At 72.0% G+C, this 16,688-nt stretch carries 22 protein-coding genes and 1 pseudogene; 12 read left to right on the top strand and 11 right to left on the bottom strand.

From position 1 onward, the window contains the following. Nucleotides 1-91, top strand: a pseudogene (locus tag WYO_RS32165) (porin family protein); the annotation flags it as partial. Nucleotides 92-198: 107 nt separating this feature from the next. Here WYO_RS32165 and WYO_RS13165 read toward each other — a convergent pair. Beyond that, on the bottom strand, nt 199-705 hold the full coding sequence (locus WYO_RS13165; RefSeq protein WP_007563137.1) for a hypothetical protein: 507 nt from the start codon (nt 703-705) through the stop codon (nt 199-201). 182 nt (nt 706-887) lie between these two features. On the opposite strand from WYO_RS13165, the gene WYO_RS30885 reads away from it, so the two are divergent. The 5 genes from WYO_RS30885 (at nt 888) to WYO_RS13140 (ending at nt 3,716) form a co-directional block, all read left to right on the top strand. Next, nucleotides 888-1,076, top strand: coding sequence for a hypothetical protein (locus WYO_RS30885; RefSeq protein ID WP_007563135.1), 189 nt, complete (start codon nt 888-890; stop codon nt 1,074-1,076). Further along, nucleotides 1,069-1,278 carry a hypothetical protein gene (locus WYO_RS13160; RefSeq protein ID WP_007563133.1) on the top strand — a complete coding sequence of 70 codons (210 nt, stop codon included), beginning with the start codon at nt 1,069-1,071 and terminating at the stop codon, nt 1,276-1,278. The genes WYO_RS30885 and WYO_RS13160 overlap by 8 nt, the downstream gene beginning before the upstream one ends. 145 nt (nt 1,279-1,423) lie before the next feature. Next, nucleotides 1,424-1,693, top strand: a complete 270-nt coding sequence (locus WYO_RS13155) for a hypothetical protein (protein ID WP_007563132.1) — start codon at nt 1,424-1,426, stop codon at nt 1,691-1,693. 139 nt (nt 1,694-1,832) lie between these two features. Beyond that, a complete protein-coding gene (locus tag WYO_RS13150) occupies nt 1,833-2,039 on the top strand; it encodes a hypothetical protein (RefSeq protein ID WP_007563129.1) in 207 nt (68 codons plus the stop codon). Between the two features lie 285 nt (nt 2,040-2,324). Then, nucleotides 2,325-3,716, top strand: a complete 1,392-nt coding sequence (locus tag WYO_RS13140) for an L-serine ammonia-lyase (protein WP_007563127.1) — start codon at nt 2,325-2,327, stop codon at nt 3,714-3,716. A gap of 37 nt (nt 3,717-3,753) precedes the next feature. Here the strand turns inward: WYO_RS13140 and WYO_RS13135 are convergent, their stop codons facing one another. The 3 genes from WYO_RS13135 to WYO_RS13125 all read right to left on the bottom strand — a co-directional run bounded on the left by WYO_RS13135 (nt 3,754) and on the right by WYO_RS13125 (nt 4,655). After that, nucleotides 3,754-3,999 carry a hypothetical protein gene (locus tag WYO_RS13135; protein WP_007563125.1) on the bottom strand — a complete coding sequence of 82 codons (246 nt, stop codon included), beginning with the start codon at nt 3,997-3,999 and terminating at the stop codon, nt 3,754-3,756. Beyond that, a complete protein-coding gene (locus WYO_RS13130) occupies nt 3,996-4,229 on the bottom strand; it encodes a hypothetical protein (protein WP_007563123.1) in 234 nt (77 codons plus the stop codon). The genes WYO_RS13135 and WYO_RS13130 overlap by 4 nt, the downstream gene beginning before the upstream one ends. Before the next feature lie 222 nt (nt 4,230-4,451). Continuing rightward, the gene (locus WYO_RS13125; RefSeq protein WP_007563121.1) at nt 4,452-4,655 is read right to left on the bottom strand and encodes a hypothetical protein; all 204 of its coding nucleotides are present in this window, start codon (nt 4,653-4,655) and stop codon (nt 4,452-4,454) included. A 315-nt stretch (nt 4,656-4,970) separates the two neighbouring features. Here WYO_RS13125 and WYO_RS13120 point away from each other — a divergent pair, with 315 nt between their 5' ends. Further along, on the top strand, nt 4,971-5,357 hold the full coding sequence (locus WYO_RS13120) for a TIGR02300 family protein (protein WP_007563119.1): 387 nt from the start codon (nt 4,971-4,973) through the stop codon (nt 5,355-5,357). A gap of 66 nt (nt 5,358-5,423) precedes the next feature. Here the strand turns inward: WYO_RS13120 and WYO_RS13115 are convergent, their stop codons facing one another. Continuing rightward, nucleotides 5,424-5,687, bottom strand: a complete 264-nt coding sequence (locus WYO_RS13115; protein WP_007563117.1) for a hypothetical protein — start codon at nt 5,685-5,687, stop codon at nt 5,424-5,426. A 144-nt stretch (nt 5,688-5,831) separates the two neighbouring features. On the opposite strand from WYO_RS13115, the gene WYO_RS29025 reads away from it, so the two are divergent. Then, on the top strand, nt 5,832-6,338 hold the full coding sequence (locus WYO_RS29025; RefSeq protein ID WP_007563115.1) for a hypothetical protein: 507 nt from the start codon (nt 5,832-5,834) through the stop codon (nt 6,336-6,338). 162 nt (nt 6,339-6,500) lie between these two features. On the opposite strand, the gene WYO_RS13105 is transcribed toward WYO_RS29025, so the two are convergent. Continuing rightward, nucleotides 6,501-6,710: a cold-shock protein gene (locus tag WYO_RS13105; protein WP_007563113.1), complete on the bottom strand. Its 210-nt coding sequence runs from the start codon at nt 6,708-6,710 to the stop codon at nt 6,501-6,503. Nucleotides 6,711-6,834: 124 nt separating this feature from the next. Then, nucleotides 6,835-8,694: a glycosyltransferase family 2 protein gene (locus tag WYO_RS13100; protein ID WP_007563110.1), complete on the bottom strand. Its 1,860-nt coding sequence runs from the start codon at nt 8,692-8,694 to the stop codon at nt 6,835-6,837. Nucleotides 8,695-8,738: 44 nt separating this feature from the next. Here WYO_RS13100 and WYO_RS13095 point away from each other — a divergent pair, with 44 nt between their 5' ends. From WYO_RS13095 to WYO_RS13080, 4 genes are all read left to right on the top strand, one after another. Then, nucleotides 8,739-9,683 (top strand): transporter substrate-binding domain-containing protein, encoded by a 945-nt coding sequence (locus tag WYO_RS13095; protein ID WP_128754996.1) that lies wholly within the window; start codon nt 8,739-8,741, stop codon nt 9,681-9,683. Between the two features lie 67 nt (nt 9,684-9,750). Beyond that, nucleotides 9,751-9,978 (top strand): hypothetical protein, encoded by a 228-nt coding sequence (locus WYO_RS13090; RefSeq protein WP_007563106.1) that lies wholly within the window; start codon nt 9,751-9,753, stop codon nt 9,976-9,978. A gap of 127 nt (nt 9,979-10,105) precedes the next feature. Next, nucleotides 10,106-11,809, top strand: a complete 1,704-nt coding sequence (locus WYO_RS13085) for a lysine--tRNA ligase (RefSeq protein WP_007563104.1) — start codon at nt 10,106-10,108, stop codon at nt 11,807-11,809. Between the two features lie 5 nt (nt 11,810-11,814). Further along, a complete protein-coding gene (locus tag WYO_RS13080) occupies nt 11,815-12,426 on the top strand; it encodes a pyridoxamine 5'-phosphate oxidase family protein (RefSeq protein ID WP_007563102.1) in 612 nt (203 codons plus the stop codon). Between the two features lie 43 nt (nt 12,427-12,469). Here the strand turns inward: WYO_RS13080 and WYO_RS13075 are convergent, their stop codons facing one another. The 4 genes from WYO_RS13075 to WYO_RS13060 all read right to left on the bottom strand — a co-directional run bounded on the left by WYO_RS13075 (nt 12,470) and on the right by WYO_RS13060 (nt 16,683). After that, entirely contained in the window at nt 12,470-12,793 is a 324-nt protein-coding gene (locus WYO_RS13075) for a type II toxin-antitoxin system PemK/MazF family toxin (protein WP_039902863.1), read from the bottom strand. Continuing rightward, complete coding sequence (locus WYO_RS13070) at nt 12,790-13,014, bottom strand: antitoxin MazE family protein (RefSeq protein ID WP_007563098.1); 225 nt, start codon at nt 13,012-13,014, stop codon at nt 12,790-12,792. Before WYO_RS13070 ends, WYO_RS13075 begins: the two co-directional genes overlap by 4 nt. Nucleotides 13,015-13,124: 110 nt before the next feature. Continuing rightward, nucleotides 13,125-14,024 carry a transglutaminase family protein gene (locus WYO_RS13065; protein WP_007563097.1) on the bottom strand — a complete coding sequence of 300 codons (900 nt, stop codon included), beginning with the start codon at nt 14,022-14,024 and terminating at the stop codon, nt 13,125-13,127. 118 nt (nt 14,025-14,142) lie between these two features. Continuing rightward, complete coding sequence (locus WYO_RS13060; RefSeq protein WP_007563095.1) at nt 14,143-16,683, bottom strand: circularly permuted type 2 ATP-grasp protein; 2,541 nt, start codon at nt 16,681-16,683, stop codon at nt 14,143-14,145. Between the last annotated feature and the right edge of the window lie 5 nt (nt 16,684-16,688).

Here is a 16,688-nt window from a genome sequence, read left to right as displayed (position 1 = left end):
CTTCCCGGTCGCCTACAGCAACGTCGGCCGCCGCGACGACGAGTTCGCCGTGGTCCGCGCCGGCCTGAACTACAAGTTCGGCTCGTACTAAGACCTCGCCAAACCGCTTGACCTAAGCATCCCCAGCCCGATCAGACTGGTCGCTTAGTCGAGGAGCGTCCCGGGATCACATCCCGGGACGTCTTCGTTTCCGCCTCCCTAGGCCTGTACGGCGTGCGCGAGCTCGGCCTTCGACATCCGCGAGCGGCCGGGCACGTTCTGCGCCCGGGCCTTGCGCATCAGCGCCGCCTTCGTCACGCCTGAAGACCCGCCCTCGCGCGCCGCAGCAGCCTTCTCGGCCGCCGCCTTGGGCTGTTTCGAGAATTGCTTGCCCTTGCGCGTATCGGCCCGCTTCTTGGCGGTGCTGGCCGCGTATTCCGCGTCGGTCAGGCTCTCCCGGGCCTTCTTGGGCAGGTAGCGCTCGCCGGTCTTGCCGCTCTCCGTTCCGGATTTTGTGCCCCACTCCTCCTCGGTCCATTGCTGGAGGTGGTTGTCGGGATCCTTCTTGCCGGCGTAGCCGCCGCCTTCCTTCTTGTATTCGGCGGTCGCCATCTGGGCCTTCCGGGCCGACCATTGCCCGGGCTTGCCGCCCTTGTCGGATTCCGTGACCTCGTGCTTGACCTTGTCCCACAGCTTCGGATCGGTCTTCTTGGCGGTTCCTGACATCGCTGCGCCTCGCGGATCTTGATTGGGCCATCAACACGAGGCCGGCAGCGCCGTTCCTCGGCGGCTTGTCCGTGCGCTGCGACCGAAGGTCGGCCCCACCCGTCGCCCCGCCCGACGGGCCCATCCGCGCGGTCGGATACCGCCGGCCTCTCACGGGGTTGTCCCCGAAAGGGAGCCTCCGCATGCAAGACGCGCCGACGACCAACACCCAGGATCTCGCCAACACCGAGTACGACGCCCAGCGTCGGGCGCGGGCAGCTGCCGAGCACCACCCGACCCCGCCGGCCGTTCCCGCCGGCGCCACCCCGGCCCCTTCGGATCCGGCCCCGAAGGCCGGGCCCTCCGACCGTGAAGGAACACAGCATGGCTGACGTGCCGACCGACACGCAGGCTCAGCGGATGCCCCAGGGCAAGCCCGAGAGCGAGGGCCTGGCCAACGCCCCGCTGGACACGGCCACCGGCACGGTCAAGCCGCAGGACGGCCCGATGGAGCGGGCCGGCACCGAGGCCGAGGAGGCGGCCCGGGGCGGCAAGAGCCTCGGCGCCGAGCGCGACAAGCCCCGCAGCCCGTAAGCCGCATCCGGGCCACGCGGGCCGGGGACCCGTTTGTTTCTGGGCCGTAAAAGCCAAGGTCAGCCTCTATTCAGGCCGCCGGACCAATCTCCCCGGCATCTTGCGCCGGGCGGATCCGGTGCAAGCCTGCACAGAGGGTCTGACCATGATGCACGTGAAGATGCTCGCGGCAGCCGCGGCCGTCGTCGGCGGCCTCGGCTTCGCCTCCGCCGGCGCCGCGCCCCTGGCGCCGCCGGCCGCCGATACGGTCACCGGGGCCGCGCCGATCAGCACCGTCGCCTATGGCTGCGGTCCCGGCTTCGCACCCGGGCCCTACGGCCGCTGCCGCCCGATATACCGCCGGCCGCGCTTCTACGGCCCCCGCTGCTTCTTCCGCCCGACGCCCTTCGGCCCGCGGCGCGTCTGCCGCTACTGACGCCGCCGCGCGCCGGGGCTCCTCGCCCCGGCCGCAGCTGACGCCTCGTCCCGGATCCGATACCGGGGCGAGGCTCTCCTCCCGCCGACACCGAACCGGGGGCCGCCTCACCGGTTGGATGTGAGGTCAGGAGATCGTCATGGCCCGGGATCAGAGCGGCAGCGCGCACCCCTCTCCGGAGGACAAGAAGGCCAGCGCCCGCGCCGGCCGGAAGCGCCTCGGTGCGAATGGCTACCCGCAACCGGCGTCCGACTCGAATTCCCGGGACGGGGCGGACCGCAGCGCGGCTCCCCGGACGGCAGAGCAGGCCCCCGGGGCGATCAAGGACCCCGCCGACGCGGCTTAACCCCCGACGCGCGCTGCAGCGCGCGGCGTAACGCGCTTCCGGCACCGCTGGCGCGTCCGCGGCAAGCCTCCGCCCATGCGCCCCCGATACATCCTCCTGCCCGAGCGCGGCCATGGGCGATCCCGGGCCCGATCGGCACGTGGCGCGTTTCTTCCATCGGGGCCCTGTCGGCGTCGACAGCGGATCGCCGCACCGGCGGGAGCGCCGTCGGCCGGCGCGGCCGTGGCTTCGATGAAGGATCGCCGCGGCCCGTGACGGGGTATCGCGGCCGGTATAGGCAAACCGATGTTTCTCAGCGTGTTCGACGTCTTCAAGCCCGGCCTCGGGCCCTCCTCGTCCCACACGATGGGGCCGATGACGGCGGCCGCCGACTTCCTCGATCTCCTGCGTCGGCACGAGGCGCGGGCCGCGGCCGCCGCCCTGCGGGTGACGCTGCACGGCTCGCTCGCCTTCACCGGCCGCGGACACGCCACCGACCGCGCCGTAGCGCTCGGCCTCCTGGGATTCCGGCCGGCCGACATCGCGATCGACGACGCGGAGCGCAGGCTGGAGGCTTTGCGCGCCGAGAAGCGGCTCGCCCCGGTGGACCTGCCGGTCCTCGCCTTCGACCCGGAGACGGCGATCGTGTTCGATTACGGACCGCCGCTGCCCGGCCACGCCAACGGCCTGGTGATCGCCGCCCTCGACGCGGCGGGCGCGCCGCTCCTGTCCGAGACCTTCTACTCGATCGGCGGCGGCTTCGTGGTCACCGCGGCCGAGCGCGCCGCCGACGTGCCCCCGCCCGGCACTGCCGCGGATCTCCGGCTCTGGCCCTATCCGTTCGAGAGTTCGGCGGCGATGCTCCGCATGGCGCACGACAGCGGCCTGTCCGTGGCCGCGATGAAGCGCGCCAACGAGCTCGTCGGCCGCTCCGAGGCGGAGGTCGAGGCCGGCCTCACCCGGATCTGGCAGGCGATGAATGCGTGCGTCGAGCGCGGCCTGTCCCGGGAGGGCGAGCTGCCCGGCGGCCTGCGGGTCAAGCGCCGGGCCAAGCGGATCCGGGACCAGCTCGAACGCGAGCACGGTTCGAACATGGCCCAACCGCACGTCATGACGGATTGGCTGAGCGTGTACGCCATGGCGGTCAACGAGGAGAACGCGGCCGGCGGCGCGGTCGTGACCGCGCCCACCAACGGCGCGGCCGGGGTCGTCCCGGCGGTGGCCCGATACTACCTCGACCATTGCATCGGGGCCGATCCGGCGCGGATTCCCGAATTCCTCCTGACGGCCGCGGCGATCGGCGGCCTGATCAAGCACAACGCCTCGATCTCCGGGGCGGAGGCCGGCTGCCAGGGGGAGGTCGGGTCGGCCAGCGCCATGGCGGCGGCCGGCCTCTGCGCCGTGCTCGGCGGGACGCCCGCCCAGGTCGAGAACGCCGCCGAGATCGCCCTGGAGCATCACCTCGGCATGACATGCGATCCCGTGGCCGGGCTGGTTCAGGTGCCCTGCATCGAGCGCAACGGGATCGGCGCCACCAAGGCGGTGGCGGCGGCATCGCTGGCGCTGCGCGGCGACGGCTCGCACTTCATGCCGCTCGACAATTGCATCGCGGCGATGCGCCAGACCGGCGAGGAGATGAGCGCCAAGTACAAGGAGACCAGCCTGGGCGGGCTCGCGGTGAACCTGCCGGAATGCTGATCCCGGGGCGCTGTCGCTCGCAACGCGACCGGCAGGCTCAGGACTTGAGATCGGCCGTGAAGCGGTCGGCTTTGTGCGCCGCGGCCCCGGGACCGTCGATCATCGCGCGGAGCTCGGCCTCGGTCAGGCTCTGCCCGTCCGGTCCGACGATGCTGATGCTGTCATGGCCGGCAGCCTGGAAATCGCCCAGCTTCCTGAGCGCCCATTCCGCGGTCGGGCAATTGTACGTTGCGGTCCCGTGAGATTTCCTCGCCCGCACGACGAAGAGCGCCGCCCCCGTCATTCGAGTTCGATGCCCGCGGCGCCGAGGATGACCCGCTGTTTCAGGATGGCGATGCGGTGGGTCCGGATCGTATGCTCGATCTGCGTGGCGCCCGGATCGCCGGTGGCGTGCAGGAGCGCCAGCGCGTCCGACAACGCCGCGATGGCCAGCTCGTCCAACAGGATGTTGAACGCCAGGCGTTCCCGCAGGGTCGCGCAGGTGCAGTCAGTCTGGTCTTTCCGCTGCGGCATGTTGGACAACGAGCTGGGCCGCAGTTGGTTCTAGCCGCGGCCGCGATTGCTGCCCGGACCGCGACGCATGGCCGACCGCACCTCCGCCACGGCGCGAGGCCGGTGGCGGCGGACGCACGTCTCCGGGGCGCCCGCCGAAGGGCGGGGCACCGGGATCGCGACCTGATTCGGTGCGGCGCGCCGCCTCACGGGCCGTGAGGCAGGGCCGCCGGCCTCATGCGCTCAGCGACGGCCGCCGTCGGCGCCCGGCTTCATCGCCCGCTCGATGGCCTCCATGGCGCTCTCATACGCCTTCGCCTCGCTGCGATGCGGGCGATCGGATCGCTCGATCAGCTTACCGCTCCGGCGGATGGCCCATTGGAAATGGCCCTCCGGCTTGGCGATGGGGGAGACCTCGATGGAGTAGGGGTGTGGTACGTCTGACATAAGTGCCCTATGCCAGCCTTGCCGCGCGGATGCCAGTCACCTGCGGACATTCCGCGGCGCAATCTGTCATGGGCTGGGGGCGACGCACCGGCGAGGCGGCGCGATCCGGGCTTCCGGACAGGTCCGTCGGGCCGGTCGTGACCCGGTCGCGGGCATCCGGATTCCCGACCGGAAAGGGCTGCCCGTCCGCCAAGGATCCGTGATGCGCCCTGCACAGAGGGCGCAACGGAGGGGTAGCCGGACGCCGTCCTGTGCTACACAGGCTCGAAACCACGCCGGCAATCCGGCATCGAACACGTTCTAAGGAGAGTTGCAGTGGCGCGTCCGGACCTTGGTACAAAGCGGATCTGCCCGACGACGGGGAAAAAGTTCTACGACCTCAACAAGGATCCCGTCGTCTCCCCCTATTCGGGCGAGGTCGTCCCGACCGCCGTCGCGACGTCGTTCGGCCGGGCCGCCCCGCCCGTCGTGGCCCGCAAGGAGGCGCCGGCCGACGAGGAGGACGAGGCCGAGGGCCCCGAGCTCGTGTCGCTCGACGAGGTCGAAGCCGAGGAAGCCGACAAGGACACCGATACCGAGGGCGACGACGCCCTGGATATCGAGGATGACGGCGAGACGGTCGAGGACGACACCCTGGTGGTCGACGAGGACGACGAGAACACCGCCGACCTCGTCGAGGTCAACGACGACGACGACGAGTAGGGCCTCCCGGCCGCGCCGCTCCGGGACGGGGCGATGCGGCCGAGTGCGAGGCCGGCGGCCGGCGCGTCATCGCGCCGTGGGGCGCGCCATCAGCAGGGCCGATCGAACGGCCATGCGGCGGGCCGGCTCGTCGGCCTCGACATCGACCATCGTGGCGGGTGCGAAGGCATGCGCCGCGACGGCCGCGGCCAGATCGAGGACGTGATCCGGCCCGATCGGGTGATCCTGCGTCGTCGGTTCGGCGAGATAGGCGTCGACCGCGCGGCCAACCGCCTCGATGGCGATGCGCTCGTCGGTCACGAGGTCCCAGAGCGTGGCATTCTCGGGCATCGGCGAGGCTCTCCACCGCGGGGGGACGTTTCGCAACATTGTAACATCACCGGCTGGCATCCCACCGCGTTTGCTGACGCCGCACTCCGCGCGTCGGCCCCTCACAGGATCATCGATGACCTCCTCGGCCGCGGCCCTCCGCGCTTGACGGCCTCGCGCGCCGCAGGCGGCCTCGTCCCCGGTCGCTCCTGCGGCGCGTGCACGGCCTGTTGCCGGGTCCTGGAGATCAAGGCGCTCGACAAGCCCGCGGGAATCCTGTGTCGGCACAACACCGGCCGGGCTTGCGGGATCTACGCGGAGCGTCCCGAGACCTGCGTCCAATGGCACTGTCTCTGGCGCCGGATCGGGGCTCTGCCGGACGCGCTCAGGCCCGATCGATCGGGCGTGGTCTTCGCATTGGAGCGCCGCAGCCCGGCGTCAGCCCCCGATCTGGAGGCGCCCGAGGGCGCCTGCATCGTCGGTCGCGCCCTCGACGGGGAGCAGGCCTTCGCGCGCTGGGAGGCGGTGGAAGCCTTCGCGATGTTCGTCCGGGAAGGCTCGCTACCGGTCTGGAAGGCGCATGACCGGCACGCGACCCTGATGCATCCGGGCCCGCAGGCTCCGGAGAGCCAGGTTTCGGTCGCGGCGTCGGAAGGAGAGGATCCTGCGTGACACGCCCCCCCGCGCCCCGATCCGATCACGGGGCAGCGGGGAGGTCGTCGATGTCACCGGCGCGAGCCGATACGCAACGCGGCTCGCGAAACCGATGATAGGCAGCTCCGGTTAGCCAAAGCGCAAGCGCGGGCGCCCGCTCCGGTCCCGGATCGGGAAAGCTCAGTCGGCCTTCAGATTGGCCGCGCTCTCCTTGCCGCTGCGCCGATCGGCCTCGACGTCGTAGGAGATCTTCTGCCCCTCGATCAGGTTGCGCATCCCTGCGCGCTCGACAGCCGAGATGTGGACGAACACGTCCTTGCCGCCATCATCGGGCTGGATGAAGCCGTAGCCCTTGGTCTCGTTGAACCACTTCACGGTACCGGTAGCCATAGAGTTGTCCTAGTCGTCTCCGGCTCGCCAAAGCGACGTGCCGCAAGGGCCGAACGAGCCGCCTTGGCCGACTGTTCCCAAAGTTCCGTGCGCTGGCAACATCTGTGTCATCCGAATCCGCGCTTTACGACGCCCGCCGGGGCAGCCGGCCGCTGCGCGAGGTGCGGGACAGGCCGTGCTGGGTCTTGTTCCAGCGCACCGGCGCGCGAACCAGCTCAATCAGGGCCAGCCAGGCGGCCAGGCTGACGAGCAGGAAGTAGGCCGGCATCCAGGGGGTCGATTGCGCGAGGTCGCCCCAGCCGCGACGGGTGCAGCCGACCAGGGCCGGCAGGACCATGGCGGCAAATCCCACGCCGAACAGGGTGATGGCGAAACCCGCGGCGAGATTGTCCGCGAAGGACGGGGCGGCGGGGATTTCCAGAACCAGGAAGTTCCAGACCGCGCAGGCGAGGCAGACCGGATAGGCCAGGGAAGAGGCCACCGTGCCGGGCACCAGCGCCGCCGCGCACAGCGCCTCCAGTCCGCCGAGCCGGTAGGCATTGGCCAGCGGGCGGCGCCCGTGGGTGAGGCTGGTCTGCATCAGGCCCTTCAGCCAGCGGGTGCGCTGGGCCAGCCAGGGGCCGAGCCGGGCCGGCGCCTCCTCGATCGTGGCGCTCGGCAGGTCGCCCACCGCGTAGCCCGCGAGGGCCAGCCGGATGCCGAGATCGGCATCCTCGGTGACGTTCCAGGAATCCCAGCCGCGCAAGTCCCGCAGCACCCGGGTGCGCAGGTGCATCGAGGTGCCGCCCAGCGGGACCGGCAGGTCGAGGCGTGCGAGCGCCGGGTTCAGGACGTCGAACAGCCCCGCATATTCGAGGGCGAAGGCGCGGGCCAAGTGCGAATCGCCGGCATTGTCGATCACGAGGCGGCCCTGCAGGCAGGCGGTGCGCTCGGGCAGGCGCGCGAACAGCGACGCGGAGAGCCGCAGCTGCCCGGGATCGGGCACGTCCTCGGCATCGTAGACCGTGAGCAGGGCACCGCGGGCGAGCGGCAGGGCGGCGTTGAGCGCCCGCGGCTTGGTGCGGGGCGCGCCCGGCGGCACCGTGATCACCTCGAACCGGGCGGGCAGGACGATCCGTGCCAAGGCCGCCGCGGTCTCCGGGTCGTCCGCCTCGATCAGGAGCTTGATGTCCAGCTTGGCCGCCGGATAATCGAGGGCCGCGAGCCCCTGGATCAGGCGCGGCACCACCGCGGCCTCGCGATGGAGCGCGACGAGCACCGTGTAGACCGGCAGCTCGGCGTCGGGGAGCAGGTCCACCGGGGCGGCGGCGACCGGGGCGGCGATGACCGGCGCGGTCAGCCGGAACGTCGTCATCGCCAGGAACAGGCCCTGGCCCGCCAGGGTCACCGCACGGGCGAGGGGCGGCGGGAGCAGGGCGAAGAGGCACAGCGCCGCGATCGACGCGAGCGCGAGGAGCAGCAGCCACCGGCTCGCGGGCTCGTGCGGCACGGCCTGCTCGGGCCTGTGGCGCCGCAGATCCTGCGCGGCGTGATCGGCCACCGCCCCGGGGATCGCCGCGAACACCGCCTCGCGCAGATGCGTCGGGCTGGTGATCGCCGGCATCGCGGCGCGACGGGGGGCGTCGAGAAGCTCCGCGATCAGCCGGCCGCGGGGCGCCAGCACGCAGGGGGCGACCGATCCGGGCGCCAGCGGCGCGAGCCCGGCGACCAGGCTGTCGGGGAAGCGCAGCCCCAGCCCGAACGGAATCGGCCCGTCGAGATAGGGGGCACCGAGTTTCCGGGCCAGGGCACGATAATACGCCGTCTCGTCCAGCAGCCCGGCATTCAGGAGGGCGGTCGCCGCGTCGGTGCCGGAAGCGGCGGCGTCCCGGGCCGCCCGGATCAGCCGCTGGGCGTCGACACCCTCGGCGAGCAGGAAACCGATCTCCGGCGGCAGGGAGATCCTGTGCGCGAATGCGGCCGTGGGCAGGCGCTGGACCGACACGCCGGCGCTCCCCCGGTGGCTCCAGGACGTGCTAGGGGAGGGGTGTGAGCCAGACCCGATTCCCGTCCTCCGAGAGGAGCATCGCCGTCTTCCCGTCGTCAAGATCGGGCGGACGACGCGCGCGATCGTCCCTCGGGATGGTCGTGCTCACGGCGCTCCTATGGGCCGGATCCGGCCCCGCCAGCGCTGCGCCGCCGGCCGCGACACAAGCCGCGACGCCCGCCGTGACGGTCCCGAATTTCTGGAACCCGCGCAGCCGGGGTGAGCGGGTCGAGGCACCCCAGACCGGCCGGGCGATCCGGTTCCTGACCGACGACGAGTTCCCGCCGCTGCACTTCGCCGGCCCCGACGGCAACCCCACCGGCTTCGCGGTCGAGCTCGCCCGCGCGGTCTGCGAGAAGCTGACGATCACCTGCACGGTGCAGGCGCGCCGGTTCGATACCCTGCTCGACGCCCTGGACGGCCGGCAGGGCGACGTGATCGCGGCCGCCGTCCCCCTGACCGCCACGTTGCGCGAGAAATTCCTGGCGACGCGGCCGTATTTCCGCTGGCCGGCGCGCTTCGCCGCGCGCACCGACAAGGGCCTGCCGGTCCCCTCGGCCGCGGCGCTGGCCGGCCGCAGCGTCGGGGTGATGGGCGGCAGCGCGCATGCGGCCTACCTCAAGGCCTTCTTCCCCAAGGCCGTCCCGAAGGAGTTCCTCGACCTGGCCGCCGCCGAGGGCGCGCTCAAGCGCGGCGAGATCGACTATTTGTTCGCCGACGGCCTCAACCTCGCCCTCTATGTCGGCGGCCAGGAGGCGGACAATTGCTGCGCCCTGATCGGCGGCGACTATCTGGAGAACCGCTATTTCGGCGAGGGCATCGGGCTGATCACCCGCCAGGAGGATGCGGCGCTATCCCGGGCGCTGGACGACGCGCTCCAGCGGGTCTGGGACGACGGGAAATACACCGAGCTGTACCTGCGCTTCTTCCCGGTGAGCCCGTTCTGAGGGGCTTTCTTCCCGGCCGGGAATCGGGATCCTGCGCCGCGCCGGGTCTCCCCGACAGGATCGAGGCATGACGGATCTTCTCGACAAGGCCGTGGCGAAGGCGCGGGACCTCGCCCCGGAGATGCAGGACGAGATCGCCCGTGTGATGCTCGCGATCCTGGGGGAGGAGACGCCTGTCTACCACTTCACCCCAGAGGAGGAGGCGGAGCAGGACGCAGCCGATGCCGAGGAAGCACGCGGCGAATACGCCACGGACGCTGAGGTGCAGGCCATCCGGGCCAAATATGGTTTGTGAGGCTGCGCTAAACCCAATCAGCCTGCCCCGAACGCCCCCGGGACACCGGATTGCGCCCACGGGCGTTCCGCTGGGGCTCGAACCGCTCTAGGGTACGCGATCCCAGCGTTCCGTCACCCACGAAATCATGCCCACCGCACCTGCCCTGACCCTCGACCCCGACCTGATCGAGGCCGCCGCCACCGCCGCCGCCTGGCCGTTCGAGGAGGCGCGCAAGCTCGTCGCGCGGCTGGAGAAATCCGGCAAGACCGAGGTTCTGTTCGAGACCGGCTACGGGCCGTCGGGGCTGCCGCATATCGGCACCTTCGGGGAGGTCGCCCGCACCTCCATGGTGCGCCACGCCTTCCGGGTGCTGACCCGGGACGCGGTGCCGACCCGGCTGCTCGCCTTCTCGGACGACATGGACGGGCTGCGCAAGGTCCCGGACAACGTGCCGAACCGCGAGATGCTGGCCGCCCATCTCGGCAAGCCGCTCTCGCGCATCCCGGACCCGTTCTCGAACGAGCACCCCTCCTTCGGGGCGGCCAACAATGCCCGGCTGCGCGCCTTCCTGGACAGCTTCGGCTTCGATTACGAGTTCGCCTCCGCGACCGACTACTACACGTCGGGCCGGTTCGACGCGGCGCTGCTGCGCGTGCTGGAGCGCTACGACGCCGTGATGGAGATCATGCTGCCGTCGCTGCGCGCCGAGCGCTCGGCCTCCTACTCGCCGTTCCTGCCGCTCCACCCGGTCACCGGCCACGTGATGCAGGTGCCGATCGACGAGGTGCGGGTCGAGACCGGCACCCTGGTCTGGCGCGACCCCGCCACGGGCGAGCGCTACGAGACCCCGGTGACCGGCGGCCACGCCAAGCTGCAATGGAAGCCCGACTGGGCAATGCGCTGGGTGGCGCTGGGCGTCGATTACGAGATGGCCGGCAAGGACCTGATCGACTCGGTCAAGCTGTCCGGCAAGATCGCCCGGGCGCTCGGCGGCGAGCCGCCGGACGGGTTCAACTACGAGCTGTTCCTCGACGAGAAGGGCCAAAAGATCTCGAAGTCGAAGGGCAACGGCCTGACCATCGACGAGTGGCTGAAGTACGGCACGCGGGAATCCCTAGGCCTGTTCATGTACAACAAGCCCCGGGAGGCCAAGCGCCTGTTCTTCGACGTGATCCCGCGCCACGTCGACGAGTATATCGGCTTCCTCGACCGCTATGCCGGCCAGGACGCGAAGCTGCGGCTGGGCAACCCGGTCTGGCACCTACATGCCGGCAACCCGCCGGAGCCCGAGCGGGTCGAGGGCGCGAGCCTGACCTTCGCGATGCTGCTCAACCTCGCCGCGGTGGCCAACACCGAGGATCCGGCGGTGCTGTGGGGCTTCATCCGCCGCTACGCGCCGCAGACCGGGCCGGAGACCCATCCGGGCCTCGACCGGCTTGTGGTCCACGCCCTGACGTACTTCTCCGACTTCGTGCGCCCGGTCAAAACCTACCGGGAGCCCACCCCGGAGGAGCGGGCCGCCCTGGAGGATCTGTCGGAGACCCTTGCGGCACATGACGGCTCCACCGACCCGGAGGCCCTGCAGGCGGCGGTCTACGAGGTCGGGCGGCGGCATTTCCCGGACCTGTCCGGCAAGGCCAAGAGCCCGGACGGGCGGCCCGGCGTGTCGCAGGCCTGGTTCACGAGCCTGTACAACGTGCTGTTCGGTGAGGCGCGGGGGCCGCGCTTCGGCTCCTTCGTGGCCCTGTACGGGGTGGCGGAGACCCGGGCGCTGATCGCATCGGCCCTGTCGGGCGCCCTGGTGGCCGAGCACGCCGCCTTCACGGCCGGCGCGGCCAAGGTCGCCTGACGGCGATGATCGTCGAGACCGTCGCGCAGCTGGAGGCGATCTATCATGCGCCGCTGGCCCCCGCCTCCGTGGCCAAGGTCACGGCGGCGATCACGCCGGATTACGCCGCGCTGATCGCCGCCGCGCCGTTCGCGGTGCTGGCGACATCCGGCCCCGAAGGGCTCGATTGCAGCCCCCGGGGCGACCGCCCGGGCTTCGTCCGGGTCGCCGACCCGCACACGCTGATCCTGCCGGACCGGCGCGGCAACAACCGGATCGATTCCCTGCGCAACGTCGTGCGCGACCCGCGGGTGGCGCTGCTGTTCCTGATCCCGGGCTCGGGCACGACCTTCCGGGTGAACGGGACGGCGGTGATCTCGGCCGATCCGGCTCTCCTGGACTCGTTCCGGGTGGACGGCCACGCGCCGCGCACGGCCCTCGTGATCACGGTCGAGGCGGCGTATTTCCAGTGCGCCCGGGCGATCGTCCGGTCCCGGCTGTGGGAGCCCGAGGCCCGGGTCGATCCGGCGGAGCTGCCGAGCCCCGGGGCGATCCTGGCCGCGCTCACCGCGGGCGATGTCGGCGGCCAGGCCTACGACGCGGAATGGCCGGCCCGGGCCGCCAGGACGATGTGGTGAGGGCCGGCCGATCCGGCCGCCCAGATGACTGTCAGAGCCCGGATCACGCGAGGCCGAGGAACAGCGCGAGGGAGCGCGTCACCGCCAGCAGGGTCGCGTCATCGAGGCGGCCGATCGGCGGCCCGACCTTCTCGCGCCGCACCGACATGCCCTTGTCGATCTGGATCTGAGACGGCCTGTTCAAGCCGTTCTCGGGCGTCGGCTGCACGGTCAGCCGGATCAGCGGTGCGTCCACCAACGTCGTTGACAGAAGGAGGACCGTCACGGTGCCGGTCTGCGCGAAGGCGTCGGACTGGATCACGAGGGCGGGACGCGGTTTCCCGAAATCGCCCGCCAGGGCGACCGTCACGAGATCGCCGCGCCTCACGTCTCGGCCGGGTCGTCGAGATCCGCGAGGGCGGCGTCGAGAAGGGCGTTCAGCTCAGGATCGGAGGCATCGGCTGCCGCCACCAGCAGCGATTGCCGCCGACATTCCTCCGCGAAACCCGGCCGGCTCGTATCCGGCACCCAGATCTGCACCGGCCGGAGCCCCGCCGCCCGCAAGGCATCCCGACGCTTCCGGACCCTGTGAGCGATGGGCGTGACCATCGATGCATCCGCCTCCGTTACAGGGAACAGATGGGAGGCCGGAGCGGGGGACGTCAAGGCGAAGCGGGCAGCCCCGACACGGCGCCGTCACGGCGCGGTCGGGCGCGGTTTCACCCCACCAGGGCGAGATCCTGCGTCTCGGTCTCGGGGATCACGTCGACCTCGACCTTCAGGCGCTGCTTGCCCGAGCCGCTGACGATGCCGTCCACCGGCGCCACGTCGCCGTAATCCCGGCCGCGGGCCACCACGATGTGGTCGTCCCGCACCGGCACGCCGTTGGTCGGGTCGAGGCCGAGCCAGCCCTCGCCGCACCAGACCGCCACCCAGGCGTGGCTCGCATCCGCCCCGCGCAGCCGCGGCCTGCCCGGGGGCGGCACGGTCCGCAGATAGCCGCTGACATAGGCCGCAGGCAGGCCCATGCCGCGCAGGCCCGCGATCATCACGTGGGCGAAATCCTGGCAGACCCCGGCCCGGAGGGCGAAGGATTCGGCCAGCGGCGTGCGCACATGCGTGGCCTTGGCATCGAACCGGAAATCGGCGCCGATGCGCAGCATCAGGTCGTGGGCCGCCCCGTAGGCGCTGCGGCCGGGCGCGAAGCTGGCCCGGGCATACTCGGTCACGTCGGGGACGAGGGGCACCCGGCCGCTCGGGAACAGGAAGTGGACCGGTGCCCGGCCGCCGAGGTCGCGCGAGGCCACCACGGCGTCGCGGACCCGCTCCCAGGCCTGGCCGGATTCCGGCTCCGGCGGCACGCGGCGCTCGACCCGCACCGTGGACAGCGCCTCGACGCTGAAGGTGGTGTGGGGCGTATCGAGGGTGATCGCCACGGCCTCGATCCCGAAATAGTCGCGCCGCATCACCGCATTGGTGGGGCTCGGGTCGATGGTCACGGCGCTCGCCAGCACGCTCTGCCCCTCGCCGTCCTGCGGCTTGAGCCGCAGGGCGCAGCGGGCGAAGCGCACCGGCTTGCCGTAGCGGTAGGTGGTGCGGTGGCGCAGCGTGTAGATCATCCCGGCGGCCGCGCGATTCGATGTCTGACGCGCGCATCATAGGCCGAAAGGGCCATCGGTTTTGCGGCGATCCTGACGCAGGAACAGGAATCCGGGCCGGATTGCGCGCCGCCCCTCATCACGCGAGGCCCGTCAGCTTTTCCGGGCGCAGGGCGTTCGGCCCGGCCGGGAAGTAGCGCACCGCGATACCGTCGGCGAGGCGCTCGAGGTCGGTCTCCAGGGCGGTGAGGCGCACGGCGTCGAAATCGGCGGCCTCGCCGCTGCGCAGCTCCGCCAGGATCCGGGAGGCGAGGCGGCGATGCGGCTCCGGGATGCCGTCGGCCGACAGCGCCGGCAGGTCGTCGAGATGCCGGGCGATCGCCTCCGCCTGGAAGGCGATCGAGCGCGGGTTGTAGGGGTCGAGCAGCACCATGTCGCGGACCGGGTCGAGGGCCGCGCCCTGCATGTAGCGCCGGCCGTAGCTGATCTGCGAATCGCACAGCGACAGCATCACCCCGAGGCAGCCCGGCGTCGCCTCGTCGTTGGCGAAGGAGAGCGCGAAGGTGCAGGTGTTGATCGCCCGCTCGACGCGCCGGCCGAGCTCGACGAAGTGCCAGCCCTCCGCCCGGCTCATGTTCTCGTGGGTGAGCCCCGACAGGGCGGCCAGCTGGCTCAGCGCCCGCTCGGCCCGGCCCGCGATCTGCGACTCGGTGAAGGTCCGCTCGGTATCCAGGGACACGCTCTCAATCAGGTCGGCGAGCACCCGCCAGGCCTCGCCGGAGAGCCGGGCGCGGAGCGCGGCGGCGTTGCGCCGGGCCGAGACGATATGGGCGCGGGCCGAGCCGTACAGCTCGCGCCCGGTCAGCGCCTCCTGGGCGAGCCGGGCGGTCGGCAGGTCGGTGGCGCCGATGGCGCCCCAATCGTAGAGGATCGCCCGCAGGGCCAGGGCGGCCGGGGTGTCGAGGGCCCCGGAGATGTCGGCCCCGACCGCGTCGCCGACGCTGCGCAGATGGGCCAGGACCAAGCGGATCACCGCCTCGGTGCGCTCGAGGTAGCGGCCGAGCCAGAACAGGCCGTCGGCGGCCCGGGAGGGCAGGTGGCCGCCCACCCGCCGCACTCGGGGGGCCGCGTGGGAGCCGATCAGCGGCGCCTCGACCGGGCTCTCGGACAGCACCCACAGGTCGGCCGAGCGGATGCCGAGCCGCATCTCGATCGGGTCGACATCCTCGCGCTCGGAGACCCGGCAGAAGCCGCCCGGCATCACCTGCCAGCCCGTGGCGGTCCGGGCGGCGAAGACGCGCACCACGAAGGGGCGGGGCACCAGGACGAGGCCGCCATCCTCGCCGCGCTCCCAGCCGGGCATGGTCGAGAGCGGCGCGGCCTCCTGGGCGACGTAGTCGAACGGCCGGTCGCGCAGGGCCGCCACGACCCGCGCCCGCTCCGCCGCCAGAGCCTGGGGCGCCAGCATCGCGTCGCGCCCCGCCCCGCGCTGGGGCGTGGCGGCCGGGCGCAGGATCAGGCTGTCGAGATTCGCCTGCGCGTGGGCCAGGCCTTCGAGGTCGCCGCACCACCAGGCCCGCGGATGCCCGAGCCGCAGGGGCTCGCCCAGGAGCCGGCGGGCGATGCCGTCGAGATAGGGGGCGAGCGCCGCGGACTCGACAAGGCCCGAGCCCGGCATGTTGGCCATCACCAGGGAGCCGTTGCGCAGGGCCTCGATCACGCCGGGCACGCCCAGCCGCGAGGCGGGGTTGAGCTCGAGGGGATCGAGATAATCGGCGTCGATCCGGCGCCACAGGGCATCGGCCCGCTTCAGCCCCGAGACGGTGCGCACGTGCAGGGCGCCGTCCCGCATGACGAGGTCGTCGCCCTCGACCAGCATCAGGCCGAGATAGCGGGCGAGCGCCGCCTGCTCGACATAGGTGCTGCTGTAGGGGCCCGAAGTCAGCAGGCAGATGCGCGGGTCGGAGCGCTCGGCCCCCAGCGCCAGCCCCTCGCGGAACGCCTGGAAGAAGGCCGGCAGGCGCTCAACGTGGAGATCCTGGAAGAAGTCCGGGAAGGTCCGGGCCAGGACCATGCGATTCTCCAGCGCCCAGCCGAGGCCCGAGGGTGCCTGGGTCCGGTCGGCCAGAACCTGCCAGCGCCCGTCGGGCCCCCGGCCGAGATCGGCGGCGTAGAGCTTGAGGTAATGGCCGCCGGGGGGCGCGACCCCGTGCAGGGGGTGGAGGAATTCCGGCGTCCCGGCCACGATCGCGGCGGGCAGCAGCCCGTCGGCGACCAGCCGGCCCGCGCCGTAGGAATCGGCGAGGATCGCCTCCATCAGCTCGGCGCGCTGGACGATGCCGGCGCTGAGCTCGCGCCACTCGGCCCCCTCGATCACCAGGGGCAGGCAGCCGAGCGGCCAGGGATGCTCGCGCTGGTCGCCGGAGATGCGGAAGGAGATGCCGGCATCCCGGATGTGCCGCTCCGCCGAGACGAAGCGGGCCAGGATCTCCGGCTCGGTCAGCGCGCCGAGATGGTCGAGCAGGCGCGGCCACGCCCCGCGCGGGGCACCGTCGGGCCCCAGGAACTCGTCCGGCCGGCCGGGGGCGGGCCGGTAGCCCGCGGTCCAGCGCGCGACGCGCTCCCGCCGGCTCTCGACCGCCTCGGCCCGGGCGGCGCCGGATGCGAGCGCCGCCTCCATCACCG

Source organism: Methylobacterium sp. GXF4 (genome assembly GCF_000272495.1).
Lineage (GTDB): Bacteria > Pseudomonadota > Alphaproteobacteria > Rhizobiales > Beijerinckiaceae > Methylobacterium > Methylobacterium brachiatum.
Note: the sequence above shows the minus strand (reverse complement) of the source record. Positions and strands in the feature narration are given on the sequence as shown.